The sequence below is a fragment of the Pseudoalteromonas gelatinilytica genome, assembly GCF_001641615.1.
GTDB classification, from domain to species: Bacteria; Pseudomonadota; Gammaproteobacteria; order Enterobacterales; family Alteromonadaceae; genus Pseudoalteromonas; species Pseudoalteromonas gelatinilytica.
On the sequence record NZ_LRRU01000017.1, the window covers coordinates 1 to 24,217 of the forward strand.

At 41.0% G+C, this 24,217-nt stretch carries 20 protein-coding genes and 1 pseudogene; 14 read left to right on the forward strand and 7 right to left on the reverse strand.

From position 1 onward, the window contains the following. Window positions 1-144: 144 nt before the first annotated feature. From NH153_RS07645 to rnr, 4 genes and pseudogenes are all read right to left on the reverse strand, one after another. The gene (locus tag NH153_RS07645) at window positions 145-765 is read right to left on the reverse strand and encodes a hypothetical protein (RefSeq protein ID WP_058584966.1); all 621 of its coding nucleotides are present in this window, start codon (window positions 763-765) and stop codon (window positions 145-147) included. 8 nt (window positions 766-773) lie between these two features. Beyond that, a pseudogene (locus NH153_RS07650) lies at window positions 774-3,149 on the reverse strand (exonuclease domain-containing protein). Between the two features lie 232 nt (window positions 3,150-3,381). Next, on the reverse strand, window positions 3,382-4,128 hold the full coding sequence (rlmB, locus tag NH153_RS07655; RefSeq protein ID WP_063702555.1) for a 23S rRNA (guanosine(2251)-2'-O)-methyltransferase RlmB: 747 nt from the start codon (window positions 4,126-4,128) through the stop codon (window positions 3,382-3,384). Beyond that, entirely contained in the window at window positions 4,125-6,608 is a 2,484-nt protein-coding gene (rnr, locus tag NH153_RS07660; RefSeq protein ID WP_063702557.1) for a ribonuclease R, read from the reverse strand. Before rnr ends, rlmB begins: the two co-directional genes overlap by 4 nt. A 182-nt stretch (window positions 6,609-6,790) precedes the next feature. On the opposite strand from rnr, the gene NH153_RS07665 reads away from it, so the two are divergent. The 8 genes from NH153_RS07665 to queG all read left to right on the forward strand — a co-directional run bounded on the left by NH153_RS07665 (window position 6,791) and on the right by queG (window position 14,872). After that, entirely contained in the window at window positions 6,791-7,639 is an 849-nt protein-coding gene (locus NH153_RS07665; RefSeq protein WP_063702559.1) for a DUF350 domain-containing protein, read from the forward strand. Window positions 7,640-7,659: 20 nt separating this feature from the next. Further along, window positions 7,660-8,478, forward strand: a complete 819-nt coding sequence (locus NH153_RS07670; protein WP_063702562.1) for a hypothetical protein — start codon at window positions 7,660-7,662, stop codon at window positions 8,476-8,478. Further along, the gene (locus tag NH153_RS07675; RefSeq protein WP_233999177.1) at window positions 8,468-9,994 is read left to right on the forward strand and encodes a polyamine aminopropyltransferase; all 1,527 of its coding nucleotides are present in this window, start codon (window positions 8,468-8,470) and stop codon (window positions 9,992-9,994) included. The genes NH153_RS07670 and NH153_RS07675 overlap by 11 nt, the downstream gene beginning before the upstream one ends. Before the next feature lie 87 nt (window positions 9,995-10,081). Next, window positions 10,082-10,948: a DMT family transporter gene (locus tag NH153_RS07680; RefSeq protein ID WP_063702564.1), complete on the forward strand. Its 867-nt coding sequence runs from the start codon at window positions 10,082-10,084 to the stop codon at window positions 10,946-10,948. Next, window positions 10,945-11,643, forward strand: coding sequence for a glycerophosphodiester phosphodiesterase (locus tag NH153_RS07685; RefSeq protein ID WP_063702566.1), 699 nt, complete (start codon window positions 10,945-10,947; stop codon window positions 11,641-11,643). The genes NH153_RS07680 and NH153_RS07685 overlap by 4 nt, the downstream gene beginning before the upstream one ends. 84 nt (window positions 11,644-11,727) lie before the next feature. Continuing rightward, window positions 11,728-12,945, forward strand: a complete 1,218-nt coding sequence (locus tag NH153_RS07690) for a methyl-accepting chemotaxis protein (RefSeq protein WP_063702568.1) — start codon at window positions 11,728-11,730, stop codon at window positions 12,943-12,945. 60 nt (window positions 12,946-13,005) lie between these two features. After that, complete coding sequence (locus NH153_RS07695) at window positions 13,006-13,668, forward strand: hypothetical protein (protein ID WP_063702570.1); 663 nt, start codon at window positions 13,006-13,008, stop codon at window positions 13,666-13,668. A 70-nt stretch (window positions 13,669-13,738) separates the two neighbouring features. Further along, window positions 13,739-14,872, forward strand: a complete 1,134-nt coding sequence (gene queG / locus NH153_RS07700) for a tRNA epoxyqueuosine(34) reductase QueG (RefSeq protein ID WP_063702881.1) — start codon at window positions 13,739-13,741, stop codon at window positions 14,870-14,872. A gap of 21 nt (window positions 14,873-14,893) precedes the next feature. Here the strand turns inward: queG and NH153_RS07705 are convergent, their stop codons facing one another. From NH153_RS07705 to NH153_RS07715, 3 genes are all read right to left on the reverse strand, one after another. Continuing rightward, complete coding sequence (locus NH153_RS07705) at window positions 14,894-16,021, reverse strand: response regulator (protein ID WP_063702572.1); 1,128 nt, start codon at window positions 16,019-16,021, stop codon at window positions 14,894-14,896. 19 nt (window positions 16,022-16,040) lie between these two features. Then, window positions 16,041-17,990 carry a sensor histidine kinase gene (locus tag NH153_RS07710; RefSeq protein WP_063702574.1) on the reverse strand — a complete coding sequence of 650 codons (1,950 nt, stop codon included), beginning with the start codon at window positions 17,988-17,990 and terminating at the stop codon, window positions 16,041-16,043. A 143-nt stretch (window positions 17,991-18,133) separates the two neighbouring features. Beyond that, complete coding sequence (locus tag NH153_RS07715) at window positions 18,134-18,625, reverse strand: GNAT family N-acetyltransferase (RefSeq protein ID WP_063702576.1); 492 nt, start codon at window positions 18,623-18,625, stop codon at window positions 18,134-18,136. Window positions 18,626-18,700: 75 nt separating this feature from the next. Here NH153_RS07715 and NH153_RS07720 point away from each other — a divergent pair, with 75 nt between their 5' ends. The 6 genes from NH153_RS07720 (at window position 18,701) to NH153_RS07745 (ending at window position 24,216) form a co-directional block, all read left to right on the forward strand. Next, the gene (locus NH153_RS07720) at window positions 18,701-19,276 is read left to right on the forward strand and encodes a glutathione peroxidase (protein WP_063702578.1); all 576 of its coding nucleotides are present in this window, start codon (window positions 18,701-18,703) and stop codon (window positions 19,274-19,276) included. A 73-nt stretch (window positions 19,277-19,349) separates the two neighbouring features. Next, window positions 19,350-19,631, forward strand: a complete 282-nt coding sequence (locus NH153_RS07725) for a peptidylprolyl isomerase (protein ID WP_054552716.1) — start codon at window positions 19,350-19,352, stop codon at window positions 19,629-19,631. A 60-nt stretch (window positions 19,632-19,691) separates the two neighbouring features. Beyond that, entirely contained in the window at window positions 19,692-20,270 is a 579-nt protein-coding gene (locus tag NH153_RS07730; protein WP_063702580.1) for a glutathione S-transferase family protein, read from the forward strand. Window positions 20,271-20,287: 17 nt separating this feature from the next. Continuing rightward, window positions 20,288-20,638 (forward strand): DUF2750 domain-containing protein, encoded by a 351-nt coding sequence (locus tag NH153_RS07735; RefSeq protein WP_054552718.1) that lies wholly within the window; start codon window positions 20,288-20,290, stop codon window positions 20,636-20,638. A 217-nt stretch (window positions 20,639-20,855) separates the two neighbouring features. Beyond that, window positions 20,856-21,533, forward strand: coding sequence for a site-specific integrase (locus tag NH153_RS07740; protein ID WP_063702582.1), 678 nt, complete (start codon window positions 20,856-20,858; stop codon window positions 21,531-21,533). Window positions 21,534-21,645: 112 nt separating this feature from the next. Then, window positions 21,646-24,216, forward strand: coding sequence for a M1 family metallopeptidase (locus NH153_RS07745; protein WP_063702584.1), 2,571 nt, complete (start codon window positions 21,646-21,648; stop codon window positions 24,214-24,216). The last annotated feature ends 1 nt before the right edge of the window (window position 24,217 follow it).

The window sequence follows — 24,217 nt, forward strand, 5'->3', positions numbered from 1 at the left end:
ATACTTTATTAGGGATCTGAATACTCAGATCCCTTTTTTATTTCAACGTGAAATCAAATGCTTAGCCATCAAGATATGTCGAAAATTACATTCGAGAGCAGGTATATCCTCATTAAAAACAATAGGTTAGTAGGTCTACTGTAATTAATGGTGTGAGGTGTAGTACCAATTGTCTGCGTATTTTATTATTTGAGTTACATCTTCTTCATCTAAATCCGCATAGCTCCTTGGGTCGCCGCCGTCAGGGACATATAAAAAACCAGAATAGTTGTCCAATATCCCTCTAAAGGTGTAGAAGAAAACGTATTTCGAACCGTCGATATCTTGAACCACAATCTCATTTCCGCCCATTGATATTTTTGAATACTCAGAGCCTAGTGCTATTAACGATGAATTATGTTGTACATTAGAGACAAGCTCGCCAGAGTAAACCCTTGCGACGACTTCTTGACGTTGAGATTCATATAAGTGGAAATCTGCATTTATCCAGAGCTTCGTAAACGGAACAAACTCTAGTACAGCAAGGGCAACCAATTGGACTGCTAAGGGAATTGTTGCCAACCACCTAATTTCTTTGAACTTAAAAAGACATGAAATGCTAAAACCGAGTCCCGTTAAAAAGACAATAAATACCACAAGCATCAACGGCATCATCAAGAAAGGAGTTATCCAATCAATGATTGACCATTGAAATGCCATTATTAATATAGCGAATGCCGACACCCCGACAGCTAGCTTAGCTCTGTTCTCTATTCCTTTAATCATTGACTTCCTTATTGTAAGTTTTTAATTTTGCTCGCGACTGTAAAGTCTAGAATATCTTCTATTGTATATTTCTTATCTGTAATGCCAAGCTTTTGAGCTGGTGTTGTTGCTTCCTGATACAGTCCTTTGTTTTTAAGTGACTTTTCGTCGGTCAATACGTAGTTGTTGTAGACCCTCAATATCTCAATAATCATAACCGCCCATTTAGGGTTGTATGAAGCGTAGCCATTCCATCGTTTACTGTTTGTGGCTGATGTTATTGGTCGCTCGAACATATTGATTCGGCGGCGTATCATTTGAAAGTAGTTATCAACTCCATATGTAGATACATCTAACAAATTCTCAGATAGCGTTTGGCTAACAGATATAGCGCCATGAAAGCCTACTAATGGTTTTACTTGAACAGAATGTCTAGATTTAGGAAATGGATGAACTAACCACTCTGATTTAGCCGATCCTGATTCAATAGTACGTTTGTGCATCTCGGCAGCCCAATATTGTTGCGATATTTGAGCTAGTTTTTCTCTATCAACTTTGGCCCTCTTTATGTCGCTCATAGTAATCCCATGCTTAAGAAGAACTTGTTCTGACCAGGCACGCTTGTCTTGCATTTGGCTGGCATTGTTCCTTTCTGCTTTTACAAGCACAGGGTAGAGTTTGCTGGCCGCAATCTGTTCTTTCATCACTAACCCAATACCAAGTTCAAAGCCTTCGTCGGCATCTGCGAATAAACGAGTGTAACGCGCCTCATTTACGTACTGTTTTATCACTTCAAGGTGTGCCATGAGAGAATAAGTTTGTTGCACTAGTAAATTTTTATTTGGTGCTTTCAGAGGCAGGGTATCATCAACGTCATCAGTTTCGACTTCTTGATTGGATAGAACGTACTGACCATACCTTCTCTTGTGTTCAGGCTTCTTAAGATCACTACATCTGCTAATGTCTCTTTTAATTACTTCCCAGTCTGAGGTGGTGTCGAAGTTAACTGTACTAGCAAATACAAATCGAGTTTTATTGTCTACCGTTGAAGTATTTACCAGTTTCGTAGGGCGACTGTCCTTCTTATCACTCCAGTTAGACAGGTAGTGCTGCCTGTCCATACTAACTTCTAGGGTTTTGCCTTTTAAAGCCTGAATGTTGTTCTGTATGTGCCAACGGTCAAACTCAACACACTGGTTAAAGAAAAACTCGATACGGTGGTAAATTAAAGTGATAGGCACATCCAAAATTTCTTCCATTCTGTTGACGATACCTTTGTTAATAAGCATTCTGAACAATATTCCATTGATATCAGCTCTCTTTTGACCATACTCAGCGTTCAACGGTACGTTGAAAGGATTGTGACAGGCATTGCATTCAATCCTTTGGGCTTCTCGATACTTCAATGACTCTACTGTTGACGGTACTGTGCCTCTTAAGGTGTAACGCTTAGGCTTATCTAACCAATTTACCACCGCATTTCGACATGGCCTAGTTCGTCGTCGTGATGTTTCAAGTTTCTTATCAGGGCAACAAATCTCTTTATTGGAAAATATTTGCTTTTGCCTATTTGACTCTTCAACGAAAGCTTTGTTGTTTATCAGTTTTGTACTTGTGCCGCAGATGATGCAAGTTAACACGCGACCTATCTTTGTTTTAGTAAACCTATAATCATTACCTAACCCTCGCATTATAGAGCCATCAGCTTTGCGTTTGGGATTAAGTGCGGCTACACCATAGTTTCGGCAGTTTGGGTTCTTACAGTAGTTAAGCTGAATAGCTTTACCAGTGATAGGATCTTTGTAGGCTCTTGGGATTGGAAAGGCTGTAGGCTCGACACGTTCATTTTGATGCGGTGTCTTCGCAAGTGGTTTGTCACTCGAATAATGAAACTTCAGGTACAGCTCCGCTGTAATAAAGGCATCTATTGCGGCACCGTGTGATTTTCTTTCAGTAATGTCTATACCATAACGTATGCAAGCATTATCTAATTTGACCCATTTCCCATAGTTTTCCCTATTGGCAAAATCCCTCATCAAGCAAGATACGTCGTAATCTCTATTGAAGACAATATCTAGTCCACATCGATCAATTTCTGATTGCAGGAAATCAACATCAAATTCTGAATTGTAAAAGGAAAGTCGTGCACCATCTATGAACTCTAGAAATTCTTCAGCTATTTGGCAGAACGTTGGCTTATCAAGCAAAAATGAATCTTCAATTTGGTGTACCGCGTGGGCTTCCGACGTACTCTTCTTACCTTCAGGGTTTTAGAAGTAGTGGAAGATGCTGCCTGTGATATCGCCATCAATTATTTCTACGGCAGCAAGGTTAACAATGCGATGCTTGCCCTTGCGTGGAGACAAGCCAGTTGTCTCTGTATCTATTATTACTACTCTGTCCATTGATCCCCCTAGCGATCAATTCTAGTAATAATTAGAAAAATTTCAATTAACTACTTAAGCTATTGAATATATAGAAAATACATCTGCTCGCGAATGTTTTTTTTGCGTAAGTTTTAATGTTAACCCTATGATTTTATGTACATAAATAAAAAGGGATCTACATATGTAGATCCCTAATAAAGTATCAGCCCAATGTTACATCGGCTTTTTTGTGTCTGGAATTTTGCGGTAGTTAGATCTGCGTTGCATTACGCTGGCGTAACACTTCAAATAAACAAATCCCCGTCGCAACTGACACATTTAAGCTAGATACCGTACCAGCCATTGGGATTTTAACTAATAAATCACAATGCTCACGAGTTAAGCGGCGCATACCATCCCCTTCTGCACCCATAACAATCGCCATTGGCCCTGTTAGATTTGCATCGAATAACTCAGTATCTGTTTCACCTGCAGTGCCGACAACCCAAACACCTGCGTCTTTAATTTCGCGTAATGTGCGTGCCAGATTAGTGACTTGTACCAGTGGTACTGTTTCTGCCGCACCACATGCTACTTTACGCGCTGTACCATTGAGTTTTGCTGATTTATCTTTAGGAACGATAATCGCGTGCACGCCTGCAGCATCAGCACTACGTAAACACGCCCCTAAGTTATGCGGATCAGTTATGCCATCAAGTACCAGTAAGAAAGGCGTTTCCTCACGGGCAATGATCTCATCTAGATCTTTCTCGTTATACATACGGGCTGCTTTTACATTGGCAATAATGCCTTGGTGCTGCTCACCGTCGGCTTTATTATCAAGCGCTTTACGCTGCATAAATTGTACAGAAATACCGAATTTACGTGCTTCATCAATAATCGGGTTTAAACGTTTATCTTCACGTCCTTTTAAAGCATAAATTTCTAAAAAGCGCTCTGGCTCTTTTGCTAAAATTGCTTCAACTGAGTGAAAACCAAAAATTAATTCATTACTCACGTATTATTTGCTCCTCGGCTATTACGTTTACGGGCATTCTTACCCGGTCTTTTTGCCTTTTTGGTGGCTTTCTTCTTGCTCTTCTTGTTGCCGGCTTTTACAGCATCGGCTTGTTTACCATTAGGTTTTTTACGCCCTTTAGAATGAGAAGACTTGCCACGTTTTTCGTTGTCTTTATCGCCTGACTTAGCCTCAAAACTGCCTGACTGCGGTTTTTTGCCAGGGATTTTACCGGCCTTAAGCTGGGCACGAACACTTGGTTTTGCAGGGGCACTACGACCACGACGACGCGCATAACGGTCTTGTTGCGCTTCACCTGCTAACACTAAGTTTATGCGTCGCTCATCAAGACTTACAGATGAAACCTGAACCGTTACTTTATCGCCTAAACGATAAACGGTATGTGTTTGTTCACCAATCAAGCAATGCTTAGCTCCATCATAATGGAAATATTCATTGCCTAAATTAGTTACATGGATCATGCCGTCGATTTGTAAGTCGTCTAAACGTACAAATAAACCAAAGTTAGTTACCGATGAGATCACCCCACCAAATTCGTCACCAACATGGTCTTGCATAAATTCACATTTCAGCCAATCTGCGACTTCGCGTGTCGCATCATCAGCACGGCGTTCAGTGGTTGAACACTGCTCACCTAAAATATCAACTTCGTCATCAGTGTAGGCGTACTCACCGGATGTTTGCTGACCTTGCGCTTTAAGCACGGCTTTAATTGCACGGTGCACCACTAAATCAGGGTAACGACGAATAGGCGACGTAAAGTGGGCATAGGCTGGCAAAGCCAAACCAAAGTGACCAATGTTATCTGGCTGATACACCGCTTGCTTCATCGAACGAAGCAACATGGTTTGAATAAGCTCAGCTTCAGGACGGTCGCCTAATTTTGCTAACACCTGAGTGATTTCTTTTGGTGTTGGCTCATCAGAAATCGCGGTTTCAATACCAAGCTCTGATAAAAAGTTTCTGAAGAAACCAAGCTTTTCACCATCCGGCTCATCATGCACACGATAAAGCGCACTTGCTTCGTGTTTTTCTAATAAACGGGCAGCTGATACGTTCGCAAGAATCATGCACTCTTCGATAAGCTTGTGTGCATCATTGCGAACCACTGGCACGATTGATTCAATCTTACGGTGTGCATTAAACACAAAACGCGTTTCTAACGTTTCAAATTCAATCGCACCACGTTCTTGGCGTGCTGCTTTTAGTGCCATATACATCTGATGCAAGTCAGTTAAATGCGGCACCATCTCGGCATATTCTTCACGCAGCTTTTCATCGCCTTGTAAAATCGCATTCACTTTAGTGTAGGTAAAACGAGCGTGTGAATTCATCACCGCTTCGTAAAATTTGTACCCAGACAATTTACCCGCATCTGACACTGTCATCTCAGCGACCATACATAAGCGGTCAACTTTCGGGTTTAGTGAGCATAAGCCATTGGATAACACTTTTGGCAGCATCGGAATAACTTGCTCAGGGAAGTACACTGAATTACCGCGTTCAATCGCTTCTTTATTCAGAGGCGTATTCATACCTACATAATGCGACACATCAGCAATAGCGACCCATAAACGCCAACCACCCGATGGTTTACGCTCACAATAAACGGCATCGTCAAAGTCACGGGCATCTTCACCGTCAATAGTCACCAGCGGTAAGTCACGTAAATCAACACGACCTAGCTTTGCTTGTTCATCAACAAACTCACCTAAATGAGCAACTTGCTTCTCAACCGCTTCTGGCCACACATGGGGAATATCGTGATTGCGTAGTGCAACTTCAATTTCCATACCCGGTGCTAAATGTTCACCCAGTACCTCGGTTACTTTACCTACCGCATTCATATGTCGGCTAGGGTTTTGGGTAATTTGCACCTGCACCATTTGATTGTGGCGCGCGCCATTTTCACTACCCGGTAGTATCATAATGTCTTGCGTTATGCGTGGGTCTTCCGCCACTACAACAGCAATACCATGCTCAACAAAATAGCGACCAACAATCGGTGCTCGTTCATTGGTTAATACCTTAATGATACGTGCTTCGCATTTGCCACTAGCGCCTTTACGATTGCCTTTTGCAAGCACAATGTCACCGTGTAACACCATATTCATTTGGTGCTTCGCGATAAACCAATCTTTACTCTCACCTTCAACTTCTAAAAAGCCGAATCCGTCACGATGACCAATGACCTTACCTTTAACGAGGCCAGATTCATCGATCAATGCGTAGCATTTAAACTTATTGAAATACAGTTGACCATCGCGCTCCATAGCACGTAAACGACGTTTGAACGCTATTTGGCGCTCTGTATCGTTCACATGTAATTCGTCACAAAGTTGTGTGAAGTTTGCTGGTTTGGCGCGAGATTCTAAGTGAGTAAGTATAAACTCACGGCTAGGGACGGGGTTTTCGTACTTTTCTTGTTCTCGACTGAGATTGGGATCCTGTTTTGACATTCACTATCTTGTTAGTTGGTTATGTTGTTATTTTAACCCATAACCTAACAATGAGACAGGCAAAAGCTATGAAACTTTTAAGAAATTGATTAATTCTGGCAAAAAGTGAGGCGTTGATATTCTTTGCAACAAACACTCTGTGTTAATATTTTCGGAAAATAACAACAAGCTAACAAATCTATATGGATATTAACTTAACCCATTACCTTTCGACTATGGCCTATAACAGCGCCTACATTGGCCTGTTCATTGCTATCATAGCCCTTGCAAAACTGTCGTATAACTTAGCAACGCCTTACAACACCACCAGTCAGTTAACCGATAATGCCAACAGTGCTTTAGGTTTATCGATAGGCGGTTATTTAGGAGCTATCACCATTATTTACGGCTTTGTTTTAGCTGGGCCTAGTAAAGGGCTTGTTAGCGACTTGATGAATGTTTCACTGTACAGCGTGTTAGGTATGGTACTACTGACCTGCTCACGTATTTTAAATGACAAATTACTGCTGCGCTTGTTCTGCAACCAAGAGCAATTAATTAACCAACAAAACGAGGCCGTTGGCTTAGTACAAGCAGCTAACTATATGGCAGCAGCACTTATCATTGGTGGCGCATTAACCGGCGAAGGCACCTGGTTATCAGCCATTGTGTTCTACTTTTTAGGGCAACTGATGCTGATCATTTTTGCCAAAGGCTATGATCACCTTACTGCATTCAACCTTCACGAGCAGCTAGAAAAAGGCAATAAAGCCGTTGCACTTAGCTTTTCAGGCACCATGTTGGCATTAGCTATTATCTTATGTCATGCGCTTATTGGTGGCTTTCATAGTTGGCAACAAAGCTTAAGCTTATTCTTTATTGACGCATTATTTGGCTTTTTAATTTTACCAATTGTGCGTTACCTCGTTGATAAAATTATTTTTAGTAAAATTTCTCTCGACCAAGCAATGCACGATAAAAACACCGCTGTTGCGGTTATCGAAAGCAGCATTGCCATTTGTGTTGCTGTTATCATCACTATCGCTATTTAAGCTTATATATGGAGTAATGGATGAACATCTATAAGCTTTTTATTATTGCTGCCATCTCGTTTTTGGCTTGCATAATAATACGTGCAGATCTACAAGCGCCACTTATCAGTGGCCAATATGGCAACTTTAAAGACTACGACGGACAAGATAAAGCCTACCTATTTAATGTGCCAGAAGATGGCCAGATGATGCGCTTAGAAATTAAAGGCAGACTGCCTTTAAATTCGTGGAAAGCCATTGACCTTGAAGTATTTGACCCTGATGGCAACTATTTATTTAGTTACGCAGATGAGCTATGGGCTGAAACCGGACGCGATTCAGAAGGAAAATGGACTGAATACCGTGATTATACTTATCACGATGTCCACTTCCCCAAGAAGGGGCAATATAGCGCCTACGTTAGTAGTACGTTTGGCCCAAATAAGCGTGCCGAACATTTTAGTTATACGTTTCGAATTATCCCAATCAAAGGGAATAGTAAAATACTTATTCCGCTAATGTGGATGTCAGGCATTATTGCTGGCTTATGCCTTTTTGTGATTTTGAATCGCTTAGAGGAAGGTAAAAATAAATCAGATATTTCTTTTCAACCTATCACCAAAAAAGGCTTACAGGCAAAGCAAGCGATGGAAACAACATTTCCTGTTTGGCCTATAGCCCTGCTGTTTTTTGTGCCTGTGCTACTTGTATCTCTGTTCGCCTATGGCAAAGATGATGATGAAGCTGACTGGCAAGTTTACGCCTATGGACACAGTAATATCTATGTAGATAAACAGCTTCGAGAGCAAAGTATTGGTAGTGCTGGTTTTCGTTCACGAGGCGGCCCGGGTGGTAAGTAAATCAATTCGCGAAAGCCACATTTTACTGTTTAGTATTTTTGTCGCTGGCCTTTGCTCTATTATCTATGAGCTGCTGATCGCAACAACGGGTGCCTACTTTTTGGGTGATAGCATCACCCAATTTTCTCTGACGATTGGCGTCTATATGGCGGCAATGGGCATAGGCTCTTATTTTTCGCGTTTTGTGCCCGATAAACCACTGCTAGCTTATTTTATAGGTTTTGAGTTAGCGCTTGCACTACTTGGTGGTTTGAGCGTGCCCTTGTTGTACTTCTCGTATGCCTATGGCTTACCACTACAAGCAATTAGTATTTTACTCACCACGCTAATAGGGATTTTGATTGGCTTAGAAATTCCGCTGTTAAGTCGCCTAATGGAAAAACATTATGCGCTAAAAGCAAACCTCGCCAATGTGTTATCTATTGACTACTTTGGTGCCCTGCTCGCGACTTTACTGTTTCCTTTTCTATTTTTACCTTGGCTTGGGGTTTTTAAAACGGCCCTAAGCTTTGGCTTAATGAATCTAAGTATTGCGCTGCTATTGCTTTGGTACTTTATCGACCATATCAGCCCAAACCGTCGAAAAGTACTGAGGCTCACACTTGTTTTAGTTAGCTTAATATTGGTGCTTTGCTTATTTGCTAGTAAACAGCTCACGTATCTTTGGCAAAGCCAAATTTACGATGATCGTGTTGTACATTCAGAGCAAACCCCCTATCAGCAAATCGTACTCACTCGTCATAAAGATGATATTCGCCTTTATTTAAACGGTGGCTTACAGTTTTCATCGATTGATGAATATCGCTATCACGAAGCGCTTATTCACCCAGCCATGGTGCGCCATGGCAATGCAAAACGAATTCTAATTTTAGGTGGTGGCGATGGCTTAGCAGCCAGAGAGCTTTTGAAATACCCGCAATTAGAGTCTATTACCCTGGTTGATTTAGACCCTGCTGTCGCTAGGCTTGCGCAAACTAATCACAACCTCACAACACTTAACAAGCACTCACTGAGTGATCCTAAAGTGACAATTATTCATCAAGATGCCTATGTGTTTGTTGAGCAAAGCGAACAACTGTTCGATATTATTTTTATTGATTTACCCGATCCAAAAGCAATCAACCTTGCACGGCTTTACAGTCAGCAATTTTATCAACTAGTAAAAACACGACTGCCAAATAACGGAATTGTGGTCACCCAAGCCACCAGTCCATTTTTTGCAAAACAGGCATTTTGGTCTATCAACAACACGCTCAGTGCAGCAGGCTTTGCTCATACTTTGCCTTATCATTTGAATGTGCCCTCTTTTGGTGAGTGGGGCTTTGTTATGGCTTGCAACTTAATGTGTAGCAACCACCAGTTATTGCCTGTTAACACCCGCTATTATCGCCCTGAAAATGACGCACAACTGTTTATTTTCACGCCAGACATTAGCGCTAACAACGAAAAAGTATCGACGCTTGATGAGCCAAATGTGCTGCACTATTACTTACAAGGGTGGAAATATTGGAACTAAACGAATGGATTAGCCCATTTGGGGAGTTTACAAAGTAAAGGATTACCGTTACAAAGAGAGTTAATAACAACAATAACAAGGTTTGTAATGCAGGCGCACAAACAGAGCCTAATATACTTACATATTGCAGTGCTACTCTTTGGTGGTACTGCATTATTTGCCAAGCTAGTCAGCCTAAGTGCATTAGATATTACCGTTTACCGAACAGCCATTGCGGGCTGTGCACTACTGCTGTTACTCACAATCCAAAAGAAAGCGATTAAGCTTCACTCACGTCGTGATTATTTCATCGCCTTGTTACTTGGTGTCATTGTTGGAATACATTGGCTTACCTACTTCGCAGGTATGCAATTGGCAGGTATTGCAGTCGGTATGATTGCCTTTTTTACTTACCCTGTTATCACGGTATTTTTAGAGCCTTTATTTCATGGCAGTAAACCACAGCTTAAAGATATTTTTAGCGCCTTGGTGGTAATGCTAGGGATTTACTTACTCATTCCAGATGCCAGCTTAGGTAATGATGTCACACTCGGTATTGCTATTGGTATTTTGTCAGCGTTCTTTTTTGCTTTTCGAAATATCGTTCACAAGCGTTACTTTAGCCAGTATGGCGGCCCACAAACCATGCTTTATCAAACCTGGATCGCCTGCATTATGCTGTGCGCCTTTGTCGAAGTACCGCCATTACAAGTTGATACAATAAATTGGCTGCTATTAATTACCGTAGGGGTTATTTTTACAGCAGCACCGCATTCACTGTTTGCAGCAAGCCTAAAAAACTTATCAGCCTCAACCGCTGGTTTGATATCGTGTTTGCAGCCTTTATACGGTACGTTTTTCGCTTTTTTAATTTTGCATGAGCAACCTTCAATTAGCACTCTTATTGGTGGCGCGTTAGTAATTAGTGCCGCTTTTTATGAAACATGGTCAGTGACTCGTAGGTATAAGCAATGATGAAAGTATTCGCTCACAGAGGTGCCAGTGGTACCTATCCAGAAAATACCAAGAGCGCCATTATCGCCGCTGTTGATTTGGCAGTAGATGGTATCGAAATTGATGTGCAAAGCTGTCTTGATGATTACATGATTATTCATGACACCTGGCTTGATCGTACAACCTCTGGGCGCGGCAAGGTAAACGCCTGCTCAAAAGAAAAAATTCAGCAATACGATGCAGGCAATGGCGAAGTCGTACCGACTTTACAGCAGGCAATCGATTGGGTTGATGATAAAACACTGCTCAATTTAGAACTTAAACATACTTTTTCGCTAGATAAATTTGTTGAGCTTATTGAGTCAAATGTCAGTGCAGGAAAGATATCTAGAGATAACCTGTTAGTCTCTTCATTCGATCATCACCAACTAATGTGGCTCAAGCAAAAACTGCCATGGGTAAAGATTGGCGCACTCACAGCTTCTATTCCAATTAATTACAGCGAGTTTGCGCAAAAACTGCATGCCTACAGCATTCATGTAGATAAAAACTTTATAAACCATGAGTTTGTTGCTGATGCAAAACAACGCGGCCTTCAAGTTTATGCTTACACGGTCGATAAAGTGGAAGATATCGAATTAATGCTAGAGTATGGCGTAGATGGTATTTTTACTAATTTTCCGTGTCATACACAAATGACACTGCAGTCACTGTAACTCAACAAAACTAAGCTATACTGTTGAATTATGTGAAATTGAATAATAAAAAAATACGCCAAAATGAATCAACACAACACCTTAATGAGTAGCTATATGCGCATTTATAATTTTATCGAACAAACATTCTTTTACACTCTTACACGTAAGATTGTCGGTAATTTAGGTTTTGTGTTTGCGTTTCAAGCTATCACATTAATCTGGCTTTATAGCAGCCTGTCAGAGCAACAAGCTGGTATGGGACTATTTTGGTTAATGACCTTTGTTATCGTCGCCAGCTTTATTTTTACTGTTTTCTACATGCGCTTTTTGATTGTGCGCCCCGTGCAAGCAATGCGCGACACACTTGAGCAAATCAATCGCCATGATGCTGATTTATCAGCCAAGCTACCGCATTTTACCTACGATGAATTTCGAGATTTAAGTGAGCAGTACAATACCTTTACCGTTCACCTAGCAAAACTATTAGCCACTACGTACCAAAGTGCACAAGCCAGTGCTGATAGTAGCTTAAAGATGACTCATTCTATGCAGCAAACCGCACAGATGAGCCACCAGCAAATAAAATTCAGTCAAACCATTACCGATTCAAGTAATCAAATTACTTCAAGCCTAGAGAATATCTCAGCGAATACAGACAGCGTACATCAAGTAAATAATGAACACTTGAGCTTTGTGCAGCACTCGGCTACTGAGTTATCGGCACTGGTTAAAAAGGTCGCGATGATAAGCCAAATTTTGGGTAACTTCTCAGCAACTGTGTCTGGTCTGAAAGAAAACAGCGAGAACATTCGCGCCATTTTGAAAATGGTCGAAGAATTTTCGGATCAAACCAATTTACTTGCCCTCAATGCTGCAATTGAGGCGGCACGTGCCGGTGAAGCTGGCCGAGGTTTTGCTGTGGTTGCCGATGAAGTCAGATCGCTCTCAGTTAAAGTAAACGATGCAACTCGCCAGATCAGTGATTTTATTAATCAAATGAACACGCTCGTTAGCGAAACCAATAAAGAATCTGAGCAACTCATTAGCCACTCGAGTGAGGCTGAAACGGCAATTAGCAATACCTCAACAGGCTTTAGCAATATGCTTGGTGAATTTGAGCAAAACCAACAACAGCTGCAGCAGATTGTCAGCGCGGTGCATTTACTAGAGCAAACCCAAACCCACACTCATCAAACGGTAGAGCAAATTGTGGCTTTGGGCGAGCAAGCTAAACAGCAAATTGATGAATCACTCGCTGATTGCCAGCAATCACACAAACTGAGCCAACAAACCCAAGAGCAATTAAAACGCTTTGTGTAAAAATTGACTTAATTCATTTAGTTACAGTACTGTATAAGAAAACATCTAAAGGGAATTTAAATGAAAAATGTTTTCTTTGCAGTACTCACGCTATGCACGCTTTTTATTACTTATAAAGTCGTTAACTTGCTTGAGAGTAACAGTACACACAATGTTATGGCTGTAGAAACAGCTGAAGAAACCGCACCCCTTACTATTGAGTCATCAGCGCTTCAAACAAAAATAAACCCGCAATCATCACAAGAGACTGATTCTCCAAGTTATAGCAATACATTTGCCAATACAAACGCCTCTAAAGATTCAATAAGCTCATTTGATGAACTCGTAACAAACACAGAAAACGGTCAAAAAGTGTTTAATACACAGCCATTAAACGAAATCGGATTTACACAAATTCAAGATTATGTTTCTAAGTTAGCGAATGGCTTAACTGATACCAACAAAGCGCAAATTAGAGAACTAGTTTACGATGAAACAGTGAAATACCAAGAAGAACACGCAGACATTACTGTTTATGATATGCAATGCTCAAATCAACTATGCGGCATTATTCTGCAAAGCAATAATACAGATGCCATTAGCCAGAGCCTTGATGATTTAATCAGCAACAACACTATGAAGCAAAACACTAGAGGTGGATTATCGCGTGCATTTTCTGAAAACAACGTCGAGTATGGCTTACTAATCGCTGTTATTACTGACGAAGGAATTACCCTACAATAAGTGAATATTTTTCAGGGCCTACCTCAAACTATGTTAAAGTAGCCGCTTCTTGGCTACTTTTTTATTGACCGTGACAACACCCGCTATTGATTATGAACAACTCGCGCTGCAAATAAAGCAATGGGGTAAAGACCTTGGCTTTGCAGAAGTCGGGATCACTGATATTGACCTAACGAAACACGAAGCGCAGCTACAACGCTGGTTAGATTTAGGCTATCACGGTGAGATGGAATACATGGCAGCCCATGGTATGAAGCGAGCGCGCCCCGCTGAGTTGGTACCTGGTACGCAGCGAGTCATCTCAGTAAAAATGAATTACCTACCGCCTGATGCAAGTTTTGCTAAAAACCTTAAACAAACCGACAAAGCGTACATCAGTCGCTATGCATTAGGTCGTGATTATCACAAGTTAATTCGTAACCGTTTGAAAAAGTTAGGCCAACAAATAGAACAGCATATCGGCCAACTCGGCTTTCGTCCTTTTGTTGACTCAGCCCCTGTGCTTGAAAGACAACTAGCCGAAAAGGCAGGCTTAGGTTGGCGTGGAAAACATAGTTTATTAATCAATAAAGAAGCGGGCTCTTGGTTTTTCTTAGGTGAGTTATTTGTTGATATACCGCTGCCTATTGATGAAGAAAATAGTTTTGAAGGCTGTGGTAAATGCGTTGCCTGTATGACGCTGTGCCCAACTGGTGCAATTGTCGAACCTTATGTCGTTGATGCCCGTAAGTGTATTTCTTACCTAACGATTGAGTTACAAGGCGCGATCCCAGAAGAATATCGTCCGCTGCTAGGCAATCGTGTCTATGGCTGTGATGATTGCCAGTTAGTGTGTCCATGGAATCGCTATGGTCAGATCACTGATGAAGCTGACTTTCACCCAAGAACACAGCTTAAAGAACAAGACTTACTGGTTTTATTTGCATGGGATGAAGCGACATTTCTTAAAAATACCGAAGGCAGCCCTATTCGCCGCATCGGTCATGAGCGTTGGTTAAGGAACCTCGCTGTCGGATTAGGTAACGCTGATTACAATGAGCTGATAATCGATGCTTTAGAGCAAAGATTAACAACCGCTAGCGCTTTGGTTGCTGAGCATATTGAGTGGGCGCTTGTTCAACAAAAAAATAAGCGCCAGTTAAAACTTCGTAAAACTGAGCGCTTAATTCGTATTGTTGAAAAAGGCCTCCCCAGAGATGCTTAATGCATAATAAAAACGATGTACCTATTGCTTTAATAATTGCGATAGGTCATTTTCAATTTCTTTGAAGGCCGCTTTAACCCCTTTTACAGACTCTTCTCGAGCTACTGAGTTTTGAATGGTTTCATCGACCTTTTGATAGATAAACACCTCTTGGTCTTCATCTAAGCCCATGGTCGGTATGCGCCTTTCTAAGTCTTCTTGAAGCTGCTTAAAAATTGCTTCGTTATTGATACGGTTTTCATTTAAAAGCTCAATTAAACCAGTAAATTTACTATGTACCTTACCGACGGCATCATTCAATTGTTGTTGCTGCTGAAGAAGCTCTTTTTTTGTGAGAATCGCTTTAAGCTGCTGCTCTGTAACACTGACTAAAAAGCAAATATGGTCTCGAATTCGGCCATGCTTATCTGGGTCTTGTCCCGGCATGTTTAAGATAAGCAAACTAATCATTTCATAGTTTACTAAAATCCGATTTGAGAACTCGTGCAAACGTCCTTTACTTTTGAGCATTTCAAACAGCTCGATCACTATGGGTGAACACACTCCCGACACAGAGAAATGTAACACTTCACCATCTAGCCTAAATTCCACGTTACTTTGTAAATCAAACGCACCTAAACAGTTTAAAAAGGCTTTACCGAGATCTTGCTCATTATCAATCGAACCAATATGTTCGATGTAATTAACGATTTGCCCCATTTCACTGCTGTTTGCCATGGCGTTAAACGCCGTTGAAGTCGCATCTTCAACCTGTTGCTCTAACGACTCTTTTTCAATGAGTACTTGATTCAAATGTTGTAATTTCAGTCTCAGTTCTTCATGGCTAAATGGCTTAACAATGTAGTCTTCTGCACCGACAGAGTAGCCTTCCATACGCTCTTCAACCGTGCCCCTCGCTGAGACAAACATCACTATAATTTTTTGTGTGATTGGGTTTTCTTTGAGTTTACGGCATACATCATAACCACTCATTTGTGGCATGCTCACATCGAGTAAAATCACCTGAGGATCAAACTCTTCAACGACTTCTAAACATTCTGGGCCGCTATTAACCATTTTCAGCTCAAAATCGAGATCTTCTAAGATCTCTTCAATAATTTCTAGATTAAATGGTTCATCATCAACCGCTAAAATACGCTTCAAGGCCATGATTGCTTCTTCCGTTTTATCAATTTATCGATATAGACTGTTGTTCATTTGCCAAGTGTTGTGGCAAGTCTATTTCTAGGGGCAGTCGAACCAAAATAGTCGCGCCCCCGTATTCATTGTTGCTTGCCATAATGGTGCCTTGATGCAAGGACACGAATTCACGACAAATCGCCAGACCAAGCCCGGTGCCTCCCGCACCACTGTTGGTTTTACTACTTTGCTCAAACTTAGCAAAAATCTTTTCAAGTTCTTGTTCAGGGATCCCTATTCCGCGGTCAATAACAGCGATTTCGGCCATCTCCTCATGCACCGCTAAACTAATATCAATCTCGCTATTCGGCTCACTAAATTTCAGTGCATTTCCGAGTAAGTTGCGCATGATTTGGTTTATTTGCTCTTCGTCACACTCAAGCACAATGCCTTGCTCAAAGCCTATTGGCCGAATCGCAATATTTCGCTCAAGCGCTGTGCCCGACACATCATCAATACTGGTTTTTATAATATTGCTTAAATTATGTTTGTGTGGATTGAATGGGAATTTCCCGACATCGAGCTTTGATAAATCAAGCAAGTTATTTAGCAGCGACAATAAGCGCTCACCACTTTGCTCAATTCTAGATAAGTATTTATTTAACTTATCTTTACTTAAATCGTCATTGGCAACCTTCTCAAGCCCAAAGCGAGCAAAACTTAAGATAGAATGCATAGGGGTTCTAAGTTCGTGAGACATGTTTGCTAAAAACTCAGATTTACTGTGATTTGCAGCTTCTGCAACATTTTTAGCGTGCTCTAACTGGGCAGTACGGGCTTTTACTTCTTCTTCAAGCATGTCTTTTGCTTCAAGCAGCAAGTCTTCTTTCTCTTTTAAATGAGTCACATTTTTAAAGATAACCGCTAACGCTATTTCGCCATGATGATCGATTTCATTAAACGAACCAACAAGAGGTACCTCTGTGCCATTTTTCTTAAGTAGTCGTAAATCACAACTAAATTGACGATTTTTACTTAAGGTTGCGATTTTATCTTTGATTCGCTCAGTTGATGCCACATCAAAGAACTCATAGACCGAGCAGTTTTCAAACTCTTTGAGCGGTTTTTCAAACAGCTGTTCACAGGCATCGTTCGTTTCAATTACCTTGCCACAGCGTTCAAATAAAATAATAGCATCTGGGGTATGTTTAAAGATAACCCGAAGTAAGCTGTCTTTTTCAATGAGTGCATCAACGGTATTTTGTAAACGCTCCACTAATTCACTGTTATGGCGTCTTAAGAGCTCTGTCTGCCACAGTTTATGCACTGATTGTAGTAAGCTATTATCATCAACCGGTTTGATGAGCACATCTTCCACCCCTTGCCGAATAGCGGCCACCATGGAGACTTGATCAGGCTTAGAAGTATAAAGTAAACAGCGACTATTCGGCTGGCGTGTTTTGAGCTTGTTGAAAAGCGCAAGTCCAGTACCGTCTTCAAAAGTAAAATCGCTTATCAGTAAATCAATATTTTGCTCTTTGATAACATCCAATGCTGACGCCGTACTATCAGCCGTGAAGGTTTTAATATGTGCACCTTTGAGATTCAGGGCTATTTGCGCCAAACGTTCAGCACAATGATCAACGAGTAACACGGTAGGAAGTTGAAGAATATTATCGCTGTCGAGCTCAAGCACCCCTTCCAATAAAGAGCTAATTTCTTTATTGGCAAAGAAAGGGTAAATGACCACAGCATTAGGTAACAGGCGATTTACTTCACTAAAATGCTCAAGTAAATCGCTTCGTTGTGCTTTAGGAGCCAAAAGCAAGAAATGCTCTTGAGAAAATACCTCCATAAGCTTTTTAATAATACTGGTTGGCACACCATGAGAAGCTGCAACAAGATCAAAGTCTTGCTCTAAAACAGCATCATCAACCATCGCAAAATGTAATAGCTCTACTCTGCAGCCAATCAGCTCCAGCAGCACCTTTACCCGCATGGCTAAAACACTATTGCTATCAACAATTAATATTCTTCGCACCGTTGACTAGACCCGCTTAATAATAAATACCTATTTTAGCGTAGTCTAAAATCACAGTGGGTCACAATTTGTACCGCATTTTTTATTAGTTTTTTAACGTATTAACGGTCTAATCGCTTGCCTAAAATAGTGAGGCTATAAGCTTTATCATCCATAATCGCAATATCCGGAAGCTCTCCCCAGACCTTGTAATCAAAGCGATTAAACAGTTTTATGCTCGGTAGGTTATGGCTGAAAATAAAAGCTAATAACACCTTGATATCAAGTGTTTTTGCATGCTGCTCTGAAAATGTAAGCAATTGTTTACCAAGCCCTTGTCCTTGAGCCTGTTGAGTGATGTAAATGCTTATTTCAACGGTACCATCGTAAGCAGGACGCCCATAAAACGACTTATAACTCAGCCAAGCAAGCACTTTACCTTGTTGCTCAAAAACAAAGATAGGTCTTTTCTGTGTATGGCTATCAAACCACACTTGCCTATCTGCAACCGACACCTCTTCGGTATCTGCGGTTACCATACGCCCAGGGATAGTCTCGTTATAAATAGCGACTATGTCAGTTAAATCGTTTTGAGTTGCTTTGCGAATCGTCATAAATAGCTGAAATTAAATGATCACTTTGCTGCATATTAGCGTATATTCATCACAAATAACTAGCGGGAAATAACTATGTATAAATATGCTTTGTTACTTGCAGCAGGCCTACTAACAACAAACCTTGCAGCACAAACCACAGAAGCGACACCGGCAGCTAAAGCAAGCAGTCAATGCGATGATTTCACCAATGTCACAATGAGAAAATTACGCTCGAAAGAGTCAATCAACTTATGTGAATTTAAAGATAAGCCGCTATTAATTGTTAATACCGCCAGTAACTGTGGTTTTACACCGCAATTTGAAGGCTTAGAAGCCCTTCATAAAGAATACAAAGACCGTGGTTTAGTCGTATTAGGGTTTCCTTCAGATGATTTTTTTCAAGAAGAAGACGATGAAAAAGACACTGCTAAAGTATGCTTCATCAATTATGGTGTAACCTTTGATATGTTTGCCACAAGCGCCGTTCGAGGTAGTGATGTGAACCCAATATTTAAGCACTTAAACGAAGTAACCAGTTCACCTAACTGGAACTTTTACAAATACTTAGTGTCTGCTGACCGTAAGACAGTACAACGCTTCAACAGTAAAACTAAGCCAGAATCGCAAACATTACGCGATGCAATTGAAGCTGAGCTGACTGCAAAATAAATTTAATTTTTCGTTCGGTAAATATTGAACTAGACTAGTAATTTAATACTAAAACACACATTAGGGAGATGTTATGGCAGTAGCCAGTGCAAGACACATTCTCGTAGACAGTGAAGCTCACTGTTTGGATTTAAAACAGCAAATTGAGCAAGGAGCTGACTTTGCAGAGCTTGCTCGTGCTCATTCTAATTGCCCATCAGGTCAAGATGGTGGTGCATTAGGTGAGTTTGGCCCTGGCATGATGGTTCCAGAGTTCGACAAAGTCGTTTTCTCTGCGCCAATTAACCAAGTACAAGGCCCGGTACAAACTCAGTTTGGTTATCATCTTCTTGAAGTAACAAGCCGTACTGATTAATTTCACAATTGAATTCAAAAAGCCGCTTAACAGCGGCTTTTTTTTGCAAAGGATACCATCATGCAATTACTAGGCTCTACCACTTCACCTTTTGTGCGCCGTATTCGGATTTGGGCGGCACTTAATTACCTACCTATTGATTTTATTAATTTGGATATTTTCTCTGAGCAAGACAGACAAACCATGATTGCTCATAACCCTGCCAGAAAAATTCCTGTATTAATCGACCATGATTTTACCTTGTGTGATTCCAACTCAATTATTCGCTATTTGCTTGAACAAGCAGACCAGCCATTACTTAGCTGGCAGCAAGAGAACTATTTAACCATTATCAATGCCTGTAATGATTCATTAGTAGAAATTCTACTTTGCCAGCGCTCGGGGTTTGATACCAACACCGACAAACTGTTTTTTAATTTACAGAATGAACGAATTGCTGAAACATTAGCCTATTTAAATAGTCATTTATTGGAGCCAGTATTTAAAAGCTGTGAATACCTCAACATCAGTTTATACTGCTTGCTAGATTGGATCCGCTTCCGCGAATTAACTGATTTTAGCCAACTAAATAACTTAGTTGATTTTTATCACAAATTCGCCGATAAAGCGGCGGTACAACAAACAGATCCACGAAAATAAAGATAAGGGTTACGCAAATGAGCGATATCGAAATTGAATCAGAATTAGTTAGCTTTGTAGAAAAAGTTCGTTTGAACGAATCTATGTGGGCACTCGGTGCCGAAGATGGTGGTTTTGTTGTCTGTGAATCAAACCAATTTAGCGACACTGATGTGCTACTGCTATGGGGCACTGAAGACGCTGCAAAAGCACAATGTAAAGACGAGTGGCAAGACTACACGCCCGTTGAAATTGGCCTAGACGAGTTCCTTGATGAATGGGTTGAAGACCTAAACGAAGATGATGCGCTTGTAGGTTTAAACTGGAACGATGATCAAGTTTGCGTTGAAATCGAACCGGTTGGTCTAGCTAAAGCACTGTGCGATTAATAGCAATCCTAAGGCTTACAATGACACTGCCGCTTTTATGGCAGTGTCGTTAAGCTGGAAACTTGATACTTATATTGATTTTAACAATAGAACCACTATTACTTGCAATCAATGCCTTGCCTAAATCGCTTTTAATTCCAACTGAAACTCGCATCTTGAGGTGGTTTGGGTATATCAGTTATACTCTTCGACACATCTTTATTATCAAGGTATTAGGTTGAAGTCCCATCTTGGTCGTAGGCCCTTTTCGGCCATGGAATTACATACCCTGTATAATGGTTACATCTATGGTGATCAGCGTTTAGCACGTGAGCAAGCTAAGCATTGGCACTTTTGGCTGCCTTTATTTGCTTATTATACTGGTGCCTACAGCGATGAAATTGGCCACTTAACCCTAGATAACATCGTCACCCTTGACGGTATTCGCTGCTTTGATTTTCATACGCATGGCAAGATAAAACCCCGCTATGTGCCAATCCATAATGCATTACTCGATGCTGGACTTGATCAATACTTAGGCTATTTAAATGAGCAAAATCAACAACGACTAATGTTTGATTTACCTGCAAAATCAGGTCGCTATAGCGAAAAAGTACGCATTTGGTTTTCTGGTGAAGGTGAACGTGCTGGTTACTTACAAAAATGCGCTATTCCTAATGTCGATCAACAAGGTATGAAAACCGCAATTAGTAGCTTACGGCTCAACTTCGAACAACAAGTGCGTATTCATGCACTGCAAGCAAATAGCAAAGACGCCTTTAACTACTTACTTGGTTTTAAAGATTTCAACGAACAGCGCTTTACTGATTTGCCACTATTAAATGCCGTGCTACAAAACGTCCGACAAATAAACCCACACCTGCATTGGCAACGTTTCATCGACCGCCATAATTAACTGACAAACTTTGTTACTAACTATTTATTACTGTTCAAATTAAAACCTGATAGCATGGTGATTCGCCCCTCATAGCAGGTGCCTTTCTAACAACAAAAAATCAGGGATACTTATGTTCTTAAAAAGCCTATTAACGGTAAGTGTTGCACTTGCTGTTAGCTCTGCCCATGCCAATGAATATGTTATCGAAAAGCTTGCCAAGCCTAGCTCACAACAAGTAGAACTTACGCTTGATCCTGCAAAAGACAATTTTTCTGGTCATACCGAAATTGCTTTAGAGGTTTTAAAAGCAACGAATTATATCGAATTAAACGGTATTGATTATGCGGTTAGCATGGCGAAAATTTTAGGTGCAGAAAACTGTGACCTAAGTGCTGAAATGCTAAAAACAGGCAAAGTTAAATTCGCTTGTGAAGAAAAAATTCAGCCAGGCAAATACACTTTAAAAGTTGATTTTACAGCCCCTTATAACCGTCAAAGTGTTGGTTTATATAAAACTTTAGATCAAGGTACGCCTTATCTTTTCACACAATTTGAAATGAGCGATGCGCGTCGTGCATTCCCGGTTTTTGACGAGCCTAGTTATAAAATTCCATTTCAGCTAACTATTACAGCGCCAACATCACAAAAAGTGTATGCCAATACACCGGTTTTAAAAACCAAAGTTGATGGCGATATGACAACGCACTTTTTTGACAAAACGCCTCCTATTCCTTCTTACTTAGTCGCCATGGCTGTAGGCCCGTTTGAAGAGCTTGAAATTAAAGGCATGCCAATTCCTGGCCGCGTTCTGACTCCACAAGGCAAAATCCATCTTGCTGACTACGCAAAAGAAAATATGCCGCGTGTGTTAAAAGCACTAGAAGATTACTTTGGCATTCCTTACGTTTACAAAAAACTAGACTCAGTTGCTGTACCAGAGTTCCCATTTGGCGCGATGGAAAACGCAGGCTTAGTGACTTACCGTGAAGACATTTTATTGGTAGACCTAGCAACAGCAACGCGCAGCAAAAAAGAGCGAAATGTATCAATCATTGCCCATGAATTAGCTCACCAATGGTACGGTAACCTAGTGACCATGAAATGGTGGAATGACTTATGGTTAAACGAAGCATTCGCAAGCTGGATGGCAGCGAAAATCACTGCACAAATCAACCCAGAGTTTGAGTCGCACTTAGACTTGCCGCAAAACCATGTAATGGCACTGGATGCGCGTTTAAGTACTAAACCTATTCGTAAACCAATCAAAACTGAAGCTGACATCATGGACGGCCTTGGCCTTGCCTACAGTAAAGGGAGTGCGGTTTTATCTATGGTTGAAAACTGGATTGGCGAAGAGGCATTCCAGCAAGGTATTCGTGCTTACTTGAAGAAATTCTCGTATAAAAATGCAGAAGCCGCTGATCTATGGCAAGCACTAGGCGAAGCGTCTAATAAAGATGTGGCAAGCGTATTAAAATCATTTATCGAACAATCATCTTTCCCACTTATCAAAGTAACGCAAGATGGTAAGAAAATTAATATCAGTCAAAGCCGCTTTGTAAATGCTGGCGTTGATGCACCTGCACAACTGTGGAATGTTCCGGTTGCAATTAAGTATGGTGCGGGCGACAAAGTTAAAACCGCAAGTGTTCTGCTTAACAAAGAAACACAGCAATTGACTCTCGACTTTGAACCTGAGTGGATCTACCCAGATCAAGGTGCCATGGGTTATTACCGCTGGGTATTAAATGATGCACAGTTCAATGCTCTATTAGAGAATGCAGCAGATAAGCTAACGGTGCGTGAGCGCTTAGCGCTACTTTCTGCGGTTGATTCATTACTTGACGCGGGTGTTATCTCTGCGGCTCACTTAATGCAAACTTTAGAAGCCTTTGTGAGTGATGCTCACCCATTAGTAGCAAACACAGCATTAGGTTACCTAGCTTCTCAAAAACGTGTATTCGAAGACGACAGCAACCGTGATTTATGGCCTAAGTTTATCCGTAACAGCATTGCTCCTGCCGCTAAGCAATATGGTTTAACAGCAAAAGCAGGTGAAGACGCGGCGGTATCGCAATTACGTGCGCAAGTTATTGCTCGTTTAGGCTTTGATGGCCATGACCAAAAAGTCATTGATACAGCAAAAGCACAAGCGGCACTGTACTTAAACAACCCTGAAAATGTTGACCCATATTTAGCCTCAACATACTTAAACCTTGCGGCTTACCATGGCGATGCGAAGTTACTTGAAAAGTACAAGCAAACCTTTAAAACAACCAAAGATCCACAAGTTCGTACTAAGATGCTGGCAGCGATGGGTTACTTTGGTAAACCTGAGTTACAAAACGCGGTCCTAGAATACAGCTTAACAGATAACGTAACAGCCTCTGATATGCGTACGTTATTAGGTGGTTTAGGCTATGGTAAAGAGCGTGAAGCACTGTTTATTGAGTGGATTTATAACAATTACGATGCGATCACTAAGAACTTACCGCCGTTCTTTGTACCAAACTTACCGTTCTTCACGACGGCAAGCTGTGATGCGAAAAGCTTAGAGAAAACCAAAACCTTCTTCAACGATAAAATCACTGAAGTACCTGGTTATGCACGCTCTCTTAGTAAGCTTGAAGAAAGCATCAATGATTGTATTGCTCTGAAAAATCGTGAATTAAACTCGGTAAATAGCTTCCTTAAACGCTAAT